Source organism: Zunongwangia endophytica (assembly GCF_030409505.1).
Taxonomy (GTDB): Bacteria; Bacteroidota; Bacteroidia; order Flavobacteriales; family Flavobacteriaceae; genus Zunongwangia; species Zunongwangia endophytica.
Genome location: NZ_JAUFPZ010000002.1, coordinates 530,402 through 550,566, shown reverse-complemented (window position 1 = coordinate 550,566; position 20,165 = coordinate 530,402). Strand labels below are relative to the sequence as shown.

General features: G+C 35.2%; 19 protein-coding genes and 1 riboswitch. Of the genes, 8 read left to right on the top strand and 11 right to left on the bottom strand.

Annotated features, from left to right (window positions below; genetic code table 11):
* Positions 1–2 precede the first annotated feature (2 nt).
* The 5 genes from QWY91_RS02530 to QWY91_RS02510 form a co-directional block, all read right to left on the bottom strand.
* A complete protein-coding gene (locus QWY91_RS02530) occupies positions 3–1,304 on the bottom strand; it encodes a cytochrome ubiquinol oxidase subunit I (protein WP_290231394.1) in 1,302 nt (433 codons plus the stop codon).
* A gap of 210 nt (positions 1,305–1,514) precedes the next feature.
* The gene (locus QWY91_RS02525; RefSeq protein ID WP_290231392.1) at positions 1,515–2,330 is read right to left on the bottom strand and encodes a sulfite exporter TauE/SafE family protein; all 816 of its coding nucleotides are present in this window, start codon (positions 2,328–2,330) and stop codon (positions 1,515–1,517) included.
* Positions 2,331–2,409: 79 nt separating this feature from the next.
* Complete coding sequence (locus tag QWY91_RS02520; RefSeq protein WP_290231390.1) at positions 2,410–3,042, bottom strand: Crp/Fnr family transcriptional regulator; 633 nt, start codon at positions 3,040–3,042, stop codon at positions 2,410–2,412.
* Positions 3,043–3,104: 62 nt separating this feature from the next.
* Entirely contained in the window at positions 3,105–3,749 is a 645-nt protein-coding gene (locus tag QWY91_RS02515) for an HD domain-containing protein (RefSeq protein WP_290231389.1), read from the bottom strand.
* A gap of 357 nt (positions 3,750–4,106) precedes the next feature.
* Positions 4,107–4,457, bottom strand: coding sequence for a winged helix-turn-helix transcriptional regulator (locus tag QWY91_RS02510; RefSeq protein ID WP_290231387.1), 351 nt, complete (start codon positions 4,455–4,457; stop codon positions 4,107–4,109).
* 172 nt (positions 4,458–4,629) lie between these two features.
* Between QWY91_RS02510 and QWY91_RS02505 the strand changes: the two genes are divergently transcribed.
* The gene (locus QWY91_RS02505) at positions 4,630–5,274 is read left to right on the top strand and encodes a DUF2652 domain-containing protein (protein ID WP_290231385.1); all 645 of its coding nucleotides are present in this window, start codon (positions 4,630–4,632) and stop codon (positions 5,272–5,274) included.
* 86 nt (positions 5,275–5,360) lie between these two features.
* Here QWY91_RS02505 and QWY91_RS02500 read toward each other — a convergent pair whose 3' ends face one another.
* Positions 5,361–6,236, bottom strand: coding sequence for a sugar phosphate isomerase/epimerase family protein (locus QWY91_RS02500; RefSeq protein WP_290231383.1), 876 nt, complete (start codon positions 6,234–6,236; stop codon positions 5,361–5,363).
* Positions 6,237–6,437: 201 nt separating this feature from the next.
* Positions 6,438–6,529: riboswitch (TPP riboswitch) on the top strand.
* Between the two features lie 61 nt (positions 6,530–6,590).
* Between QWY91_RS02500 and thiM the strand changes: the two genes are divergently transcribed.
* Genes thiM through tenA form a run of 4 tightly spaced genes read left to right on the top strand, consistent with a single transcriptional unit; the run spans position 6,591 to position 9,486 of the window.
* Positions 6,591–7,385, top strand: a complete 795-nt coding sequence (gene thiM, locus QWY91_RS02495; protein WP_290237051.1) for a hydroxyethylthiazole kinase — start codon at positions 6,591–6,593, stop codon at positions 7,383–7,385.
* Entirely contained in the window at positions 7,385–8,032 is a 648-nt protein-coding gene (thiE, locus tag QWY91_RS02490) for a thiamine phosphate synthase (protein WP_290231381.1), read from the top strand. The genes thiM and thiE overlap by 1 nt, the downstream gene beginning before the upstream one ends.
* Positions 8,019–8,852, top strand: coding sequence for a bifunctional hydroxymethylpyrimidine kinase/phosphomethylpyrimidine kinase (thiD, locus tag QWY91_RS02485; RefSeq protein ID WP_290231379.1), 834 nt, complete (start codon positions 8,019–8,021; stop codon positions 8,850–8,852). The genes thiE and thiD overlap by 14 nt, the downstream gene beginning before the upstream one ends.
* Positions 8,839–9,486: a thiaminase II gene (tenA, locus tag QWY91_RS02480; protein ID WP_290231377.1), complete on the top strand. Its 648-nt coding sequence runs from the start codon at positions 8,839–8,841 to the stop codon at positions 9,484–9,486. Before thiD ends, tenA begins: the two co-directional genes overlap by 14 nt.
* On the opposite strand, the gene QWY91_RS02475 is transcribed toward tenA, so the two are convergent.
* Positions 9,487–10,338, bottom strand: a complete 852-nt coding sequence (locus tag QWY91_RS02475; protein ID WP_290231375.1) for a universal stress protein — start codon at positions 10,336–10,338, stop codon at positions 9,487–9,489. It lies immediately after the preceding gene.
* A gap of 63 nt (positions 10,339–10,401) precedes the next feature.
* Positions 10,402–11,424: a helix-turn-helix domain-containing protein gene (locus QWY91_RS02470; protein ID WP_290231373.1), complete on the bottom strand. Its 1,023-nt coding sequence runs from the start codon at positions 11,422–11,424 to the stop codon at positions 10,402–10,404.
* A gap of 295 nt (positions 11,425–11,719) precedes the next feature.
* Here QWY91_RS02470 and QWY91_RS02465 point away from each other — a divergent pair, with 295 nt between their 5' ends.
* From QWY91_RS02465 to QWY91_RS02455, 3 genes are all read left to right on the top strand, one after another.
* Positions 11,720–12,796, top strand: a complete 1,077-nt coding sequence (locus QWY91_RS02465) for a glycosyltransferase (protein ID WP_290231372.1) — start codon at positions 11,720–11,722, stop codon at positions 12,794–12,796.
* Between the two features lie 74 nt (positions 12,797–12,870).
* The gene (locus QWY91_RS02460) at positions 12,871–14,628 is read left to right on the top strand and encodes a metallophosphoesterase family protein (protein WP_290231370.1); all 1,758 of its coding nucleotides are present in this window, start codon (positions 12,871–12,873) and stop codon (positions 14,626–14,628) included.
* Between the two features lie 226 nt (positions 14,629–14,854).
* Complete coding sequence (locus QWY91_RS02455) at positions 14,855–15,205, top strand: hypothetical protein (protein ID WP_290231369.1); 351 nt, start codon at positions 14,855–14,857, stop codon at positions 15,203–15,205.
* Between the two features lie 182 nt (positions 15,206–15,387).
* Here the strand turns inward: QWY91_RS02455 and QWY91_RS02450 are convergent, their stop codons facing one another.
* The 3 genes from QWY91_RS02450 to QWY91_RS02440 form a co-directional block, all read right to left on the bottom strand.
* Positions 15,388–17,166, bottom strand: a complete 1,779-nt coding sequence (locus QWY91_RS02450; RefSeq protein ID WP_290231367.1) for an alkaline phosphatase — start codon at positions 17,164–17,166, stop codon at positions 15,388–15,390.
* On the bottom strand, positions 17,156–18,274 hold the full coding sequence (locus tag QWY91_RS02445; RefSeq protein ID WP_290231365.1) for an alkaline phosphatase: 1,119 nt from the start codon (positions 18,272–18,274) through the stop codon (positions 17,156–17,158). The genes QWY91_RS02450 and QWY91_RS02445 overlap by 11 nt, the downstream gene beginning before the upstream one ends.
* A 66-nt stretch (positions 18,275–18,340) precedes the next feature.
* A complete protein-coding gene (locus QWY91_RS02440) occupies positions 18,341–20,149 on the bottom strand; it encodes a RagB/SusD family nutrient uptake outer membrane protein (protein ID WP_290231363.1) in 1,809 nt (602 codons plus the stop codon).
* Between the last annotated feature and the right edge of the window lie 16 nt (positions 20,150–20,165).

The window sequence follows — 20,165 nt, the reverse complement described above, 5'->3', positions numbered from 1 at the left end:
AATTAATCTTTTTGGGTATTTAGAGCCTTAATTTGTCTTTGCATTAACCAGGTCACCGTAATAGCTAATAGTATATAAACTGCGACATACATAAAAAAGCTAAACTTCATTCCCGGCATTGGAGTTACCGCATCGCTGGTACGCATAATCTGATAGATTATCCAGGGTTGGCGCCCAACTTCAGTAACCACCCAACCGGCTTCTAAAGCGAAGAAGCCAAGTGGAGCTAAAATCATATAGAACCACCAGTATTTTTTACTATCCATCCAGGATTTTTTCTTCAGACTTATAAAAAATAGCAAACCTGCTAATGCTAATAATGTACCTATTCCCACCATAATCTGGAAAGCATAATGTACTATAGCCACGGGAGGAATTTCATCTTTAGGAAAATCATTCAGCCCTTTTACTTCGGCATCAAAATCACCAAAAGCAAGGAAAGAAAGCGCTTTAGGAATTTCTATTTTATAATTCACTTCCTGATTTTCTTCATCTACCACGCCACCAACATATAAGGGAGCACCTTCTTCGGTCTCGTAATGCGCTTCCATAGCAGCTAATTTGGCCGGCTGTCGTTCTGCAACATCTTTGGCAGAAAGGTCTCCGCTTAAAGGTTGTAAAAGCGCTGCAATTGCTCCAAAGAATATGGATATCTGAAATGCTTTTTTATGCACTTCCTTAGATTTACCTCTTAAAATTTGAAATGCATGAATCCCGGCAACTCCAAAACTGGTTGCTACGAAAGCCGCCAGCGTCATATGCAAAGCCTGAGTAAACCATGCAGGATTCAGCATAGCTCCAATGGGATCTACATTTGTAAATTCACCGTTAATATATTCAAATCCGCTTGGAGCATTCATCCAACCATTTGCAGCCACTACCAGAATACCAGATAGCACTCCAGAGATTCCTATGATTACACCGGTAAACCAGTGAAATTTTTCTGGAAGTTTATCCCAACCATATAGATAGAATCCTAATGCAATTGCTTCTACAAAAAAGGCAGCTCCTTCAAGAGAAAATGGCATTCCTATAATGGGGCCGGCGTGTTTCATAAATTCTGGCCAGAGCATTCCCAATTCAAAAGATAGCGCAGTACCGGAAACGGCACCTGTAACAAAAAAAATGGCTACTCCTTTTAGCCAGGCTTTGGTAAGTTTTAGGTAAACCGGATTGCGGGTTTTTATGTATTTATGATGTGCTACAACCATAAAAAATGGCATTACCATCCCTATACAAGCAAAAATAATATGAAAGCCTAATGTAAAGGCCATTTGAAGACGAGCGTAATCTAAATTTTCCATTTAGTAAATTTTGAAACACCCTTAAAAACAGCGTGTTATCGTGATGAGGAAAAACTTTATAATTACCCTTAAATTTAGGTAATATTACCGCTATAGCCTTACTGAAGTTCAGGAAATTTAGTCAGAAATCTGTTAAATCATATATTCTAACCTATGATGAAAAATTAGTGAGAATTTAATAGTCGGTTTTGTGAAGTGGAGTTTAATATATCAAATACCGCTTGCCGTAAGTTCTTTCCAAAGAATATAAATTCCCATCACCAAAACCATATAACCAAATGCCTTTTTCAATTTCTGAGAATTGATAAACCGGCTAAGATATATTCCGAAGAAAATACCCACCATGGATAATAATGTAAAGATGAAAAGAAAGATCCAATCGACTTGCAGATGACCTAAATCCCCAAGAAAACCGATGATCGAATTAATTGAAATTATAAATAGTGAAGTTCCTACAGCTTCTTTCATCCTTAACCCCGCTAAGAAAACCAGAATCGGAACAATAATGAATCCTCCGCCAGCACCAACTAAACCGGTAACGATCCCCGTTAGTGCACCCAAAAACATCATCAACAAATTTATAGGATTTGATTCACTACCAGAATCTTCGCTACAAGTTTTATCTTTTTTGAAGATCATGGAAATGGATGCTAGTAGCATTAAAATTCCAAAAAAGATCATGATCATTAAATCTTTTGTAAGCTCAAAATCGCCTAGATTTAAAATATGATCTGGTATTGCCGGAAGTAGAAATTTACGTGTAGAAAATATTGCAATCACGGCCGGAAGCGCAAAAATGATTGAACTTTTAAAATCGATCCTACCCTTATTAAAATTATCGATTGCTCCTACAGCAGAGCTGGATCCTACCACGAAAAGAGAATATGCAGTAGCTGTTACAGGATTTATATGCAATATGTATACAAAAACAGGAACGGTAAGTATAGAACCACCACCGCCGGTAAGTCCTAAAACTAAACCAATGATTAGTGCGCCTATAAATCCTATTACCTGAGCTAGCTCCATTGTTAATATTTGTCGGCAAATATACTAGTCACAGTGGAAGTATGCGGTAACCTTTGTTACAAAATTTAACTTTTTTTAGTTATAGATCTAGAACTTCGATTTGATTTCTATATAACCTTATTTTGGCATCGATTTCTAATTTTTTCAAAATTCTGGAAACCACAACTCTAGAAGTGTGAAGATCGTACGCAATTTGCTGATGGGTACTATTCACCATTTCATTTTGATTTATCTTAGCTTTATCCCGTAAATACTTCATGATACGGCCATCCATATTTAGAAAAGCAAAAGTATCTATAGTATCTAGCATTTCCGTTAAACGCGTGTGATAGCTTTCAAAAACAAAATTTCTCCAACTTTTATATTTAGATGTCCATTCTTCCATTTTTTGAATAGGAATCATGATCAAACTCGTATCCTTTTCAGCAATCGCTCTAATTTCGCTTTTTGTAGTTCCTAAACAGCAGCTTAAAGTCATAGCGCAGGTATCACCACGTTCTAAAAAATAGAGCAAAAGCTCGTCCCCGTCTTTATCCTCTCGCAGTATTTTAATCGCCCCACCTAATAGAAGTGGCATTGATCTTAGCGTATCGCCAAAATCAATAATCAGTTCACCTGCTTTAAAATGTTTAATTTGGCCAGATTTTTCAATCTCTTTTAAAAGCTCATCTTCGAATATAAAATGATAGGCTTCATGTAATTTTTCAAACATTTGGCTTTAGAGTTATGAGTTTTTAAAACAAGTACGTGAGTAAAATCTGTAGACTTATACAACTATTTTTTAGCAAGTAATCTGGAATATGCCTGCTTTACCAGCTGCAAATTTTTTTCTTTCTTCGGAAGTAAAATTTCATTACCATAATTCGTGAAATAGGAATGAGATTCTAGAAAACAGATATTATTTTCTAACCATTCAACATCACTATAGTTTTTATTGAAGCATTTAAACCATTCAGATCTTAATAGTTTATTCTTAGAACGGAAAGAATTTGTGCCTAGATGAGCTAAATCTGCATCGCATAGAACTTCTTCCAATTTATTTTTTGGCGCTTGTGGCATTTTAGTCGCACAAATGCAAGAGATCACTTGTTGTATTTTCTCGTGAGGATATCCTACGCTCTCTAAGAAAAGTTCAGCATTTTTAGCACTTATTTTTTCGTGCTCTTTATAAGAATTACTGTTACCCGTATCATGAAACAAGGAAGCCAAAACCACAATTTCTTCATCATCTTTAGACAAAGACTCATAATTAGCTATCTTTTTAGCATATTGATACACTTCAAAAGTATGCTGAATATTATGATAAGGCAGTTTAGAACACCTACTGTTTTTCAAAAGGTTATGACAATAATCCATAGCCTTTCGTATCACAGAGGTATCTTCCTGATATCTATAATTCAGCATCTCTAGCAGCATCATCGGGTAATTTGGGACTTATCTATAACAAGTATTTTGCCAAAAAATTATATAAAACATTTTATTGAGGATTAAATTAAGAAAATTATTGTAATCCTAAAACTAAATTTAAAAGTTGAAAGAAAATTTTAATTAAAATTATAAAATTTCTAAATACTTTACTTCCCACTAGCCAAAAACTAGGCAAAAAAAAGCCTTTCTTATCGAAAGGCTTTGTAAATCCACGTTTGATTAGGCTAATTGTGGTTAATCAATAATGAAAAATTCAGCAATATGAATTTCTCTATATAATAACGGTACTTTTTACGTTTTATTTTATTCTATTGAAATCATTTTCGGAAATATGATAATTCAGTAAAATCAAGAGCGTTCATCAATTAGTTTTTGACGATGCTTTTTTCCCCACGAGCTTAGGGCTTCTAAAATTTCTGAAAGAGAATTACTGTACTCTGTTAATTCGTATTCAATGACTATTGGCGTTTCCGTATAGACTTTGCGTTCTACAAATCCGTTCAATTCCAAATCTTTTAATTCTCTGGATAGCATTCTAGCAGAAATATTCAAGGCACGCTGTAACTCATTAAATCGCTTATTGCCTTCTTTTAGAGCTATAATTATCTTTAATTTCCATTTCCCACCAATCGCGTAGAGCGCATCATCTATTGCTCCTAACCTACTCTCACAAGCCTTTTTTTCTAATAATTGTCCCATAAAATCAATACTAACAAGATCTTTATTACTTACTTATAAATTCTAACTAACTTTTGTAAAGCAAATGTACAAATATTAGTGTTATTCACCTCAATCACTGTAAGCATGTGCGATTAGTAAAGACCAAAAGAAATAGTTTATGGATTATTAAACTGTCTATCGAAAATCGGCCATGAAAAGAACAATTACACAACTTCCTTACCTTATAAATCCTATTGGATACCAGTCTAAAGTTTTAAAAGGAACAATAATTATTCCTGATATTAGTGGTTTTAGTCGCTTTGTTGAAACTACAGATTTTGAAACCGGAAAAGTTATAATTTCAAAATTACTAAACGCGATTATTAAAAGTAACACCTTAGATCTTCAAATTTCGGAAATTGAAGGTGATGCTGTTCTCTTTTTTAAATACGGTGAGCGTATTTCAGCAAAAGAAATTTTAAACCAATTTTGTCTTATGAAAGAAGTATTTAACCAAGAAATTGGGTTTCTAGAAGAAGAATTTCAGTTAAATATCGATCTATCTCTAAAAATGATTGCCCATTATGGGCCACTCGCTCAATACAATATAGGCAAGTTTGAAAAGTTATATGGACAAACAGTGATTGAGGCTCATCATTTGCTTAAAAATTCAGTAGAAAGTAAAACCTACGTACTGCTATCTGATGAATTATTAAATTCCGAAGAAAATTCAGAATTAAAAAATTTCAGCCAATTTATAGAAAATACAATTTGTGAGATCTATGATGATTTTAAAGAGATTTGCTATACCTTTTTTGACTTTGAAAATGATCGCTGCAAAAAATGTATTGCTTAATAGTAAACTCCTACTCTCAAGCAATTTATAAATAAAAAGCCCTCTGAGAATATCAGAGGGCTTTTTATTTATATTTTTTTAAAATCCTATTTTTTAAATTTCACTTTGTGAAAGCCAAAATCGCGAAGATTTTCATGGCTAATTTTAATGGCTTCTAAAGGTTCTAAATCGAATGTATTATCTTGTTCTACAATATAATATTTCATTCCAGATTCCTTTCTTTTGTCTAATATTCTCTCAAAATCTATAGTGCCTTCACCTACCGGAGTAAAATTACCCGCTTCATCCATATCTTTTACATGCCATAATTTAAACCTTCCTGGATATTTTTCGAAATAAGCAACAGGATCGGCACCCGCTTTTGTTACCCAATATAAATCCATCTGAAAATTCACCAAATCTGGATCTGTATTCTCTAAGAAATATTCTATCGGTACTATTCCGTTTTCATTTTCTTTAAACTCAAAATCGTGATTATGATACAATAATTCTATTCCGGCTTTCTTACATTTTTCACCTATAGTATTAAAGGTTTCAACCAAAAGATCCAGGTCATTTTCCATTCCCATTTTACCTCCAAAAGTAAAATTATCTAATGGCGGAACAGGAATCACAAAATATTGAAAGCCGGCTTTTTTAACGTCGGCTATCATTTGATCTACATTTTCCATAGTAACGCCACCCTGATGCGAACTCAAAGGTTTGGTATGGTATTTAGCTAACAATTTTTTAAATTTCTTAGGCTTCAATCCATAAAACAGTCCGTCACTATAACCGGCTGCTTCAATATATAAATAACCAATATCTGCAACTTCGTTGATGGTTTCCTCTGGTGATTTCTTCATTTCTTCCCGAACTGTATAGAGCGTCGCAGCACCAAATTGGCGTTGTCCCACCATAGCGTAAGAAGCAAATAGTAATAAAAAGAGAACTGCTTTGTTGAAATTTTTAAAAGCTTTCATATAATGAAATTTAGTAAGAATAGAACGTACAATGAAACTTCAAATATTGAAGTACAACCTCGAAATATTCAGTTTAAATAAATATTCACGCTAAATATAGAATAATTAATGTTTCAGGTAGAAACATTTGAATAGAAAATTAAGTCTTAAAAACTTTAGCTATTTAAAAATTTTCTCAGCCTTCATTTTTACCCTACTTTTACGGTGCTTTAGGGGTATTCTGTTAAGAATTGAGATAGTCCCTTTGAACCTGATGCGCTAAAATCGTCGTAGGGAAAAGTTTACTGATCCAAAATAGATCAGCTCTCTACCTTTGTGCCAGAATTTTCCCTGAAGCCTCAAAAATTTATGATGATGGAAAATTTATTATGGCAACATATTCAACATGTAAAAAAATCGGTGCCTCTAATACACAATATTACCAATTATGTGGTAATGAATAATACGGCCAATGCCTTATTAGCTGCAGGAGCTTCACCAATAATGTCACATGCCCAGTCTGAAGTAGAAGATATGGTTAACATCTGCCAGGCTTTGGTGGTCAATATTGGTACGCTAGATGAATATTGGAGCTTAAGCATGATTAAGGCAGCGAAAAAAGCTAACGAACTCGGTAAACCATGGATTTTAGATCCGGTGGGTGCCGGCGCAACGCCTTACAGAAATGATATCCTTACCGAGCTACTTCAGTTAAAACCAAAAATAATTAGAGGAAATGCTTCAGAAATCATGGCTCTGGCGAAGGCATCTGATCTAAAAACCAAAGGCGTAGACAGCACTGCAGCAAGTAGCGAAGCTATCGAAGCTGCCAATGCGCTTAATACTGAATACGATAGCGTGGTTTGCATCTCTGGGGAAACTGATATTATTATCGACGGAAATAAAATAATGATGCTGAATAATGGCGATTCTCTTATGGCTAAAGTTACGGGACTTGGCTGTTCGGCTTCAGCGATCACAGCAGCATTTGCCGCGGTAGTTGAGGATAAATTTGAAGCAACCTTAGCCGCAATGGCTTTATTGGGAGTTTGTGGCGAACTTGCTGCTAAAACTTCAGCAGGACCGGGAACTTTGCAATTAAATATTCTCGATAAACTTTATAATATTACTGAAGAAGAATTTATGTCTACTCTCAAAATTAGCGAATAATGCATCCAGATTTTCCTTATCAACTTTATCTGGTAATTTCAGAAGAAAGTTCCGTGCATCATTCGTTATTAAAAGTTGCTGAAATGGCTATTGAAGGCGGTGTCGATATTATTCAATTAAGAGAGAAAAATCTGAATACTTCAGACTTTATAAAAAAAGCTGAAAAACTGAAAAAGCTTACCGATAGATATAATATCCCGCTTATAATCAATGACAATCTTGAAGTTGCTAACGCTGTTGATGCTTTCGGTATTCATGTTGGGAACAGTGACACTCCGCCTTCTGAAATTCAGCAAATTTGGAATCATAATAAAGCGATTGGATATTCTATAGAATATCTAGAGCAGTTAGAGACCGAGCAAACGAAGATTGCTAATCATTTAGGTATTAGCCCGGTATATAGCACCAGTACAAAAACCAATACAGTAACCGAATGGGGAATCGAGGGAATTAAAAAAATTCGGAACTTAACTAAAAAACCCTTAGTGGCTATTGGTCGCATGAATGCTAGTAATGCTGCTGAAGTAATTAAAGCAGGTGCAGATTGTATTGCTGTAGTTTCAGCTATTTGTGCTGCTAACGATCCTAAAGAAGCTGCAAAAGAAATAAAAAATCAAATTCAGAATCATCAAAATGAAAACATATAAATATCCTTCAGCCTTAACTATCGCCGGTTTCGACGGTAGTGGCGGCGCAGGAATTCAGGCCGATATTAAAACATTTTCGGCATTGGGTTGTTACGCAACCTCTGTATTAACTGCACTACCGGTACAAAATACAACGGGCGTAAAAAATATATTTCCTATTTCCTATCAGGCTGTTTCAGAACAAATCGATAGCATTTTTGACGATATTTTTCCTGATGCGGTAAAGATTGGAATGGTACACACACCAGAACTCGTTAAAACTATTGTTGCTGCATTGCAAAAATATCCAAAAACAGCATTGGTTTTTGATCCTGTAATGGTTGCTACAAGCGGGCATAAATTAATTGAGGATGAAACCGTAAAAATGATCATTGAGCAATTATTTCCATTAGCCGATGTCATTACTCCTAATATGGATGAAGCTGCGGTTTTAGCTGAAATGAAAGTTGAAACGCTGGAAGACATGAAAAAAGCAGGAGAAAAAATTATGAAACTCGGCTGCAAATCTGTTTTAATGAAGGGAGGTCATTTAAAAAGTGATCGAATCACTTCGCTTTATTTTGCTGAAAATGGAGAAATTCACTCTTACGAATTCAAAAGATTCGATACGAATAATACGCATGGTTCTGGCTGCACATTATCTTCTGCTATCGCTTCCTTTTTAGCCAGAGGCGAAAACTTAATCGATGCTATAAAATTAGGGCAGGATTTTGCACATCAAGCTATCGAAAACGGAAAAGATGTAAAAACCGGCGAAGGTAATGGCCCATTAAATCACTTTTATAATCCACAAAAACTAATCAAAAATGAGTTGGAGTAAAGATACCTGGCAAACGATAAGTCCAATATACAACCGAATTATAAAAATGCCATTTATAGAAGAATTGATGGATGGCAGTTTACCTTTAGAGAAATTTCAGTTTTATATGAGCCAGGATTCGGCTTATCTGGAAAATTTTGGACGCGCTTTAGCACTAATTGGTGCGCGAGCTTATGATACTCAAAATATGCTTACTTTTCTTCAATTTGCTGAAAATGCTATTATTGTGGAAAGCGCTTTGCATGAATCATATTTTAAAGAATTTGGAGTTTCAGAAAAAGCAATTGTACAACCTGCCTGCCACCATTATATTAATTTTCTAAAAAGTACGGCTGCTTTAGATAATCTTGAAGTAGCAATGGCCGCGGTACTGCCATGCTTTTGGATCTATAAAGCGGTTGGTGATTACATTCTGGAAAATCAGAAAGATGGAGAAAATACCTACCAAGCATGGATCGATACCTACGCCGGAGAAGAATTTGGTGAAGCGGTTACGAAAGCGATCCAGATTTGTGATGAACATGCCGAGAAAACCACACCCCAAATACGAGCTAGAATGACAGAAGCTTTCGTTACGGCTTCCAACTTAGAATATCACTTTTGGGATGCTGGATATTCGTTAAGAACCTGGTAGTTAACTAAGTTCTTTTAATAATAAAACAGGGACATTTGGATCGAACTCAATATCATCGACTTTAGATTGCGAGAAAAGTTTAGAGAAAAATCCCTGTTTTCTTTTATACAATGCTAGCATCGTACTTTGACGACTTTCGATAAATAAATGAATTCCGGTTGACGGAGTTGTTTTGGTAAGCCTGTGAAAAGAATGCTTAATTGTTGTAAGATGTCCTTCGAAATTAGATTGAAGCGCTTGCTGATCCTCACTAAGCCCTTTACTGTCACTATCGATATACAAAATTCTTATAGGAGATCCAGAATTTGAAGCCAGATCCTTTAATGGATCTAATTCTCGTTCTTTAAATGGATATCGAAGTGTTGTAGGAAAAACAATTTCATTTAAAGGTTGGGCTGTAAGTTCAATCTCTTCAGGAATAAAAAGCATAGCACAATTTTGTATGCTGTTAGCCAGTTTAGACAATTTTGATTTGTACGAACTATGAATATTTACATTGGCACCTTCGGCACCCAAAAGAATAAGGTCTATCGCTCGAGTATTGACAATTTCCTGTACCGCATCATCCAAATCACCTTCTAAAGATAAAATTTCAAATTCATGGTTAGGATTTTCTTTTCTAAAACTTAATCCCTGCATAATTCGGTCTAAACCACTTTTAGATGTTTCTTTTGTATTTGCATCATCTTCAGATTTCACACCTACAATCCTATCACCTAAACCGTGACTATCCTCGTAAACATTCAGTAAAATGAATTTACAAGGTATTTTTTTATATAATTTAAGACCAAAAACTAAAGCATTCCAAGCATGTTTTGAAAAATTGGTAGGCACCAAAATTTGCTTCTCCATAAATTCTGATTTTTATGACCAATTTACAAATAAGAATTCCATAACTACATTCCTTACAATTTATTATTCCGAAGCTTCGGTTAAATTCTTATTATTTAATACATCTTTAGGCAAAATTCCGTAGCGTCTTTTAAAAATCTTCGAGAAGTAACTACGGCTGGATAAGCCTAATTCGTAAACTACTTCCCCTACTCCTTTTTCGCCGCTTAAAAGCAAATTCATAGCTCTTGTTAAGCGTACATCCCTAATATACGAATTAACTGTTTTCCCATAAACTTCTTGAAAACCATCTTGCAACTTATTCACATTTACGCCGCTCACTTTCGCTAATTCCTGTACCGTGCCGGTATTAGAAATATTTTCATTAATATGAGTAACTGCTCTCTCGATAGCTTTAAGGTCGCGCTTTTTTAACCGTGGTTCTTGCTCCTGTGATCCTTCTCTAAACTGCATGAGCATATGAGAAAGTATTTCTAGAGCTTTACCGCCTAAATAATTTATTCTTGGAAAACCTTCCAGGCTACAATTTTCAATTTCTCTAATAGTATCTAACGTACGAAGACCATAACTACCGGTCTGGAAAATTTCATTATCGCCTTCAATATCCCCAAAAAGCTTAAAGTACTTTTCTCCGATTTCGTTAAGATCAAAAGAAAGGTAATTTTTAAAAGATAAACGATTAATTTCTAAATAACAGACTAAGACACTATCGCCTCCTTTAAATTTAAGACATTGTATCCCGGTAGAAGTAGTTGCAGCAATTAAATGCTGGTGACTTTTAAGCACACATCCATTATCTTCTTTAAAATAAGCATCCAGCTCACCATTAACACAATATATAAATCGAATAGGACACACATCGGGATGATTTATCTTAATACAGGTATCTTCTAAAAATTTTACATTTAGAGTATATAATCCGATACCGTTAGGGAAATTTATACAGCTAACTTTACCACTCCCATAATCGGAAGGTATACTTACCGAAAATTCTCCTAATTTATTCTTAAATCCTATTCCCAGCTTATCTGCAAGCTGCGGTACAAAATCTTCGACATCATTCAATTTTAAATGATACGTATTCATTGCTATGCTTGATTTTTAAAACTGATTAAAAAACATCATTTTTTTTCAATTGTTCTAAAAATTTACATCGTTACGTTTAAATATTCCGTTAAAATATTATTAAAAATACCTTTTGTTACCATACTCTTAGCAATAGAGCACATAATCGCGTCTAATTTTTAGGAACTTACAGTAAAGTTTTCTTCTCAATTTTATTGATAGCTAGAAAATTTTGTCCAGAGGCGATAGATTATATTATAATCATAATCTTAGCGCTTACTGGATATACTCAATTACCAACCAAAACTTACCAATTATGAAAGTAGCCATAATAGCCGATCATCGCCATCCTTTAAAGAAACCATATGCAGGCGGCCTTGCCATGATTACTCACAAAATGGTGCAGAAACTAGCAGATAAAGGTATAGAAGTCGACGTTTATGCGAAGTCGGGCTCACAAAGCGAAAATTTACAAAACTTAGATCATCACTTCGCTGAAGACAGTTCTCTATCGTGTAGCTATCCTGAAAAAAACAATCCATCCCAAATAAAAAATGCGGTTATTTATGCTGAAATTTTCCAAGATTTAGAGCGTTACGAATACGATATAGTACATAACCAAACCCTACATTACCTTCCCATCATTTTAGGAAATAAACTGAAAACTAAGTTTGTAACCACGTTACATACGATGGCTTTTCCTGAGATTAAATTTGCATTAGATTATGTAAAAAAAGATCTCGACCAGGAATTTGTAGTAGTAAGTGAATCCTTAAGAGATCAATATTCAAAATTTTTAAACTTTCCTAAAGTAATTAGGAATGCTATCGATCTTGATGATTGGGAGCCAAATTTTGAAAAAGATAATCAGTACTGTATGTGGTACGGTTCTATGTGCAAAGAAAAAGCACCTCATTTAGCTATCGAAGTTGCCATTAAAGCTAACAAACCAATAATTCTTGCGGGTAGAGGTAAGAACAGCGAATACTTTGAGCGCTTTGTAGCTCCTCTGCTAAAAAACCCATTAGTTTCTTATGTTGGTGAACAGGACAAAACACAGATAAATCGCCTCCTAAGAAATTCAATGGCGCTATTATTTACCAGTGTATGGGAAGAACCATCAGCTTTGGGGATTTCAGAAAGTCTGGCTTCAGGAACACCTGTCCTTAGTTGGGATAAAGGCGTTGCTCCAGAAATTATAACTGATGAAGTTGGGCAAATTTTTGATCCTCTAGATACAACCGGAATGGCTGAAGCTCTTAAAAATATTGAAAGATTTGATCGTAAAGCATGTAGAAAACACGCAGAACAACATTGTAATATCGATAACATGATTGATAATTACGTTGAATTTTACGAAGCGCTGGTAGAGGAAAATGCGGAAGTTTACTAAAATCAATCAAATTAACTTAAAGATAATATCGAAATGATCTTTTGATTGTATCATCGCATTAAAATTCATTAAAAATGAAGCGAATTTCGCTAATATTGATTTTAATGTCATTGACCATGCCTGCGCAGCAAACACCAGATAAAATTGCTTTTGTCGCCGATATTCACCTGCTTGATATTTATGCGGATTACGAAAATTTCAACGGACTCGAAATTGATGGTATTACTAATAAAGCTAAAATAAGAAGCATGAGTGCGCAGTTGCATTCAACGAGACTTTTTAATGAAAATTATTTTGTACTGAAAGCTGTGTTAGATGATATTGCAGCTCGCGGGATAAAATTAGTTGCTTTTCCAGGCGATTATACCGACGATGGACAACCCATTAATATTAATGGTCTTGCTGAAATTTTAAAATCTTACGTAGATCAATATGACATTTCGTTTTTTATAACCACAGGAAATCATGATCCGGTGCGTCCCTATACTATTGCGGCAGGTAAAAAGGATTTTTTAGCCAAAGACGGTAGCAATCAGCCGATTTTTAGCGAAGCTAATTTATATCAATCAAAACCAGATGAGCATGATGCTATTATAGAACCCAAATTGGAAAAAGCGGGATATAATTTTATACTGAATGCTTTAGCTGATTTTGGTTTTTTTCCGAAGAAAAATTACGAATATTGGGAAACTGCTTTCTCTACTTATAATCCTCAAAATTACACTTTTGAAAAAGCTAAAATGGCTTCTCAAATTTCAGAAAGAACCTATAAAATAAATGATTCACTTTCTATCCCCGATGCCTCCTACGTAGTCGAACCTAAGGAAGGTTTATGGCTTTTGGCAATAGACGGAAACTCTTACGTACCGCAGGAAAATGGCAGTCTTAGTAGTGCAAGTATAGGATATAACCAAACCATCGCTCATAAAAAGCATCTTTTTAAATGGATAAAAACGGTTGCAGAAAATGCTAAAAAACTAAACAAAAGACTCGTTGCATTTAGCCATTATCCCTCGATAGATTTTAATGAAGATGCCTCTTCGCTATTAGATGAATTTCTGGGAAAAAATAAATGGCAATTAGAACGAGTGCCTAAAGAACGTATTGCTAAAACACTAGCAGAAGCCGGAATAAAACTTCATTTTGCGGGACACATGCATATTAACGATACCGGAAAGCGAGAATATGAAAATGGAGATTTTCTTATAAATATTCAAACTCCTTCCCTAGCCGCTTATATTCCTGGTTATAAAATTTTGAACCTAGAAGACGATTTTGCTGAAGTTGAAACTGTCTCAATTTCCGAAGTTCCAAGGTTTAATGAGTTATTTCCGCTCTATAAAAAAGAACTTGAATATCTAAAGAATAATAACTTAGACACTTGGGATGATGCTATTTTAAAAAGCCAAAACTATCATGATTTTACCGAATATCATCTGGAAAATCTGGTAAAATTAAGATTTCTACCAAATGACTGGAATGTTGAATTTGAAACTTATCTTTCCAATCTTACCGGTAAAGAATTATTTAAGGTTGTTTCCAACAATGCTCAAATTCCGCAAGATTTTTCAGATTGGAAAGCTTATGATATGATTTTGGATTTCTATAAGATCAGAAACGCCGATAAATTAGCTTTTAAAGATATTCCTGAAAAAAGATTAGCAGCCTACAAAAAGATTATAGCTGCAGCAAAAACTAAGAAGGATTTCCAAAATAAAAATGAGCAAAAACTACATCAGTTTTTACTGATTTTTGATAAATTTATTAATGGTTTACCTGCTACCCATTTTAAAGTTGACTTGAAAACGGGTGATATTCAGGAATTAGAGTAATTTACACTTACACTTCAGGTTTAAAAATGAAAAAGAAACTTTCAATTGGTTTATTAATTATTTCCTGTTTTCTATTAACCGGCTGCCCGGATGATCGCAGTATTACGTATCTACCATTAAAAGTGCAAGACCTTTACTTTTCTCTTTTCAGGAAAATGGAATTTATCCATATTTAGATGAGTTTAATCGAGAAGAATTAGGCATTTCTATAGCTCCAGATTCAACCATGGATAAACGGATCTATTTTAGTGCTTTTCTATCAGATCTACCGACCTACGGAAGGAGTGATCCAAATGAATATGTTCAAACTAACCAAATAGATTCTGTAAACATCTTTACGGTATACGATTTTAATGAAAACTATCCTGCAGGCAGCAACGTAAACGAAATGCTTCTGTTCCTTGATCATATGGGAGAAACCTCGCCTATAGAAGACTTAAACGAACAGAAATTTATATCGCTTAGTCTTAAGTTTTCAGAAATTCCATCTTATGATACCTTGCAATTTCGGGTGACCGGAAGAATAAGCGATGAAGGTATTTTTGAGGAAAATACGAAATTGGTAATATTGGATTAACCTTTTAAGCAAACCACGTCAGGGCCAGCCGATGAATTATTGCTTTGAAAATCCGCTTTATTTCAAGGCAGATCTCGCAGCATTTAATCTCGATTATGGAGTAAGAAACCGAACTCAGCTTTATTTTTATTCTGAAAAAAGTTACAAAAAACAACAAAACTGAGTTCAGGGTTTCAACTATCCTATTTCTCCATATTCAATGCTTCTAAAATTCTATGGAAAATTTCAGTATTTTCATAAACACCGTTGAAAAGTTCTGCTTTAGGTCCATAAGAAAATAACGGAACCATTACCGCAGTATGATCGTTCGTTAAAAAACCGCCTTCCAATTTCCCATCTTCAAGATTGCCTTGCATAATGCCAAAACCTGAAGTTTCATGATCGGCAGTAATAACCACCAACGTATTTTCATTCTTATCGGCTACTTTTAGAACCTCAGCAATGGTCTTATCAAAATCTAGTATTTCTTGTACAATTCCGCTTGCATTATTGGTGTGTCCATTTTTATCGATCTTAGCGCCTTCAATCATTAAAAAATAAGGTTTTTCTTGATTTTCTAAATTCTGAAGTACTTTTTGAACATACGTTGGAAACTGATTCCCACGATCCTCAACACCACCTAAACTTTCTTCGGAAAGAAAAACAGAAGTTCTATCTTCAAAATCGTTAAATTCACTTAGCTCTTTTTGTACAAATTCATCTTGAATTTTATTGAAGTCGCTCGATCCGGCAGCTACGAAAAAATCAATATTACTGGTTTTAAGATCTTCTAATATCGCATTGCTATCATCACGTTCTACAACATGGGCATAGAAGGATGATGGCGTTGCTCCTGTAATATAATCGGTCGTTAAAATGCCATTTAAATATCCTTTTTCATTTAGAATCTCGGTTATAGCTACTAAATCTTTTCCTTCAGCATCGGTGCCGATCGCACGATTATTCGTCTTTTCTCCAGTTGCCATAGCAGTTCCGCCAGCAGCCGAATCGGTTACCAAATCATCAAAACTTGATGTTTTTACAAAGCCTAGATTCTGTAATTGTGTAAGCGTTAATTCTCCCCTGTTCGCAATCATTGCTGAAGAAATTTGGCTTAAACCATTCCCATCCCCAATCATCAAAATAATATTCTTTGGCGTTGAATTTTTATCAAAATTGAATTTTGGATGATACACTGAAATTGGATCTTTCAGCTCAACATTTCTATTATCAAGACTTTCCAAATAGGCTGAAGCTTCTGCCGGTTTATCGGTATTGATAAAATCAACGCCCATTGCTGCAAATCTACTCCACGCTGTTTTAGTGTCTGGAGCTCCCCAAAAACGAAAAGGCTTTCCCGCATCGTGAGCCTTTTTTATCACTTCTTCAACTTTCTGAAGCTCTGGAGCCGTAATTCTTCCTAAACCATTCCAAACCGAATACTCTTTGAAGCTTTTACTAATTAGAGCAATTTTACTTAAATCGGCTTCATCTAAATTTGAAACATCCTGATGGTCAAATTGAATAAAATCGGGATAGTTTTTATATTCAGAATTCCCCGGTCGATTGCCTGAAATAACGAAGCTTAAATTATCGATTTTGGTTAATTCAGGATAGTTTTTTAAAAGTTTCATCAGCACCTTTAAAGTAGGCTGGGCTGAAGATTTTAAATCGATCAATAACTGGGTTTTCCTTAATTTTCCACTTTTCGCTAATTCAGAAAGTGGTTTCAAATAGAGATTCTCTAGCGTAAGATTCGGTTCTATTTCCTCTTCAGTATGAGTAACAAATAATTCTTCATCTTTCAGAAAAACATCTGCTTCAATAGAAGAGGCTCCATGGATATAAGCCTTCCAAAAAGGAAATTCCTGAGCGTAGTCATTATGAGAATGAAATTGATAACTACTTTGCGCTGTTGAAATTCCGCTTAAAAAAGAACAAATTAGTACGAATATTAGTTTTTTAAAATGCTTAATTTTCATCAATCGCTTGCATTAATTTGTGATAGATTTCATTATTCTCATAAATCCCTCTAAACAATTCTTCTCCTTTACCTTTTGCAAAAACAGGAATCAACTCGGTACTATGTTGATCGGTATTAAAATAAACCTGAACCTGCTGCGGAATTTCTTTCCCGGACTCGTCGTAGGCTTTACCGATACTTACACCACCTGTTTCGTGATCTGCAGTGACTACAACTAATGTATTTGGATGTGCTTTTACAAAATCTAATACCACTCCAATTGTTTTATCGAAATCCAAAACCTCCTGGATCATCATATTATCATCTTTGGCGTGTCCTCCCCAATCGATATATGATCCTTCGATCATCATAAAAAATGGTTTATTATTCGCCGCGAAATAATCTAATCCTAATTTGGACGCTTGCTGAAGAAAGTCTTTGCGACCTTCAGGTTTGGATGGTAAACCTTCTTCAGTTAAAACATACGCGTTACGCCGATCATTGTTTGGTTTACTTAATTCTAAAGTATCCAATTTATATTCTTTAGCTTTTAGGCTATCAAAAAGATTCATACCATCTTCTCTAGTTCTGAAGTATTTTTTACCTCCTCCGGCAAAAAAATCAACTTCAGCATCTATAAGCTGTTTTGCAATTTCCTCGTGCATATCACGATCTTCAACATGCGCATAAAATGCAGCGGGTGTGGCATGCGTAATGGAAGTTAAACTTACCAAACCGGTTTGATATCCTCGATCTTTTAGCTGCTCTAAAATTGTTGGAAGCGGTAGCGTATCTGAAGACACTCCGATTGCTCTTTTATACGTTTTCTTTCCTGTTGAAAAAGCCGTAGCCCCGGCAGCAGAATCGGTAATTAAATGGCTGGTACTGGATGTGCGACTTAACCCAATATTTTCAAATTGTTTAAAATTAGGCTCCCCTTCACCAAAATAAAAAGCACTGGAAACCTGCGGAATTCCCATTCCATCCCCTACCATAAAAATGATATTTAGCGGTTCTTCTTCCGACTCTTTAGTAGCTGCTGTTGTTTTTTCTTCGGAAGTTTTTCCGCAGCCTATCGCTATTGATATTGCTGAAAAAACCAGTATTTTTTTGAAATCTCTCTTCATAACTTTATATAAAATAGCGGTAGAAGCTCAAAGAACTCCTACCGCTTATCAAACAATTACATTTATTTAGTATCCTGGATTCTGTAACAAGTAACCTTCTACGTTTGAAGCTCCATCGATCGCCTCTTGCGGAATCGGGAACAATCTATGGTTAGGATCACTATCTGATTTTGAAGTCCAGGAATCCTCGTACTTTCCAAATCGAATTTGGTCTTGTCGACGGTGCATTTCCCAATAGAATTCGAAACCAAGTTCTCTATACAAGCTCTCTAAATCGATAGATGACCATGCTGCCGGTGTTTGATCTGGTCTTGCATCTCTAGAAGTTCTTACCGTATTTACATCTTGCAAAGCACCCGCATTATCGCCCATTCTTAATTTAGCTTCAGCTCTCATTAAATAAACATCTGCTAAACGTAATAATACTAGATCTACACTACTGTAATTATTACCATCGTCTGATGTTTTACTGAATTGCCATTTCGCAAAACGGTAACCACTTGCATAACCTGCGCTACCATCCAGGCTAATATCCAACGTATGGTCTACATAATAAGTAATATCTTCTTCTTCAGAACCATTTTCACGTGCTTCAGCTAAAGGAAAAATTTTAAATCCTGAGTTTCCGTTAGCATCTGTACCGGTCATAAAACTACCAGAGCGAAATTCCGTTTTTCTTGGTGCCCACATCGTACCACGAATAATTCCGCGATCAATTTCAAAATCAGAACCTGCAACAAAATAATGATCCTTGTCACTTACTTTTCCTAAAGTATCATTTTTATACGGCGTTAATCCTGAAATATCTTCTAACTCAGCAGGAACTTCAGCATTCTTTTTATAGAATCTGGCATCGGCATCGGCAGGATCGGTATCACCATAGGCATTCACCCAGGTTTGGTAAAAATCTGAGGTCATTGCAGGACCATCGGTACCATCCATACTCAAATAAAATTCTCCCGGTCTTGGAAATAAAGAGCCCGACATCGACCAATATGCCCAACGGTTGTGATCATTATTAAGAACACCGCGAAGATCTAAAGCAAAAATCAACTCAGAATTATCGTGATTCTCATCATTAAATAGATCAAAATATTCTGAGGATAACGAATAGCCTCCGTTATTAATAATATTATCGGTATAGTCTACTACTTTTTGCATATCTGAATCGCTGAAATTTGGAGTTCCGTAAGGATCTCTATAAACCGCTGCATTCAAATATAATTTTGCTAAATATCCATAGATAGCATCCTCTGTCATTCTACCAGGACCACGATCGTTATTGATATTTTCTAAGGCTGTTAAAAATTCAGATTCGATGTAAGCAACTGCTTCTTCACCTCTTAAAATTTCAGAAGTTTCTGAAGTCGTTTCTTTACCAAAAGCTAATCCCCAACTATCTAAAAATAGCATATTCTCATAAGCTCTTAAAGCTCTCATTTCAGCTAATGCCTGTACTGCTTCTGCGTCTCCATCTTCAGCCATTGGTGTAATTACATCTATTGCAGCAACGGTTCTAAACAAAGCAGTCGTTAAATAGCTCCAGGCACCTGTTACTAAACTATTATTTGAAGACATTAAATGTCTATGTGCAGTAGTATACGTATCATTATCTGCCCACTGCGTCCCGCCAAGGCCTGTTCTTGGAGGCAAGATCGCTTCATCTGAAGGGATTTCCTGCAACCCAAAATATCGAGTATGTCTAAAGGTTTGTGGAAGAATACCGTAAGCTGCAGCCATCGAACCATTAATGGGTTCAACAAGACCTTCAGATCCGGTTAATGATTCGTCTAATATTTCTTCTTCTAAATCTGTACAATTTGTAAATGCTAATACGCTAAGTCCCGCAAATACAGTTAGAATTCTATGTTTCATTTTTACTTTTTTAAAA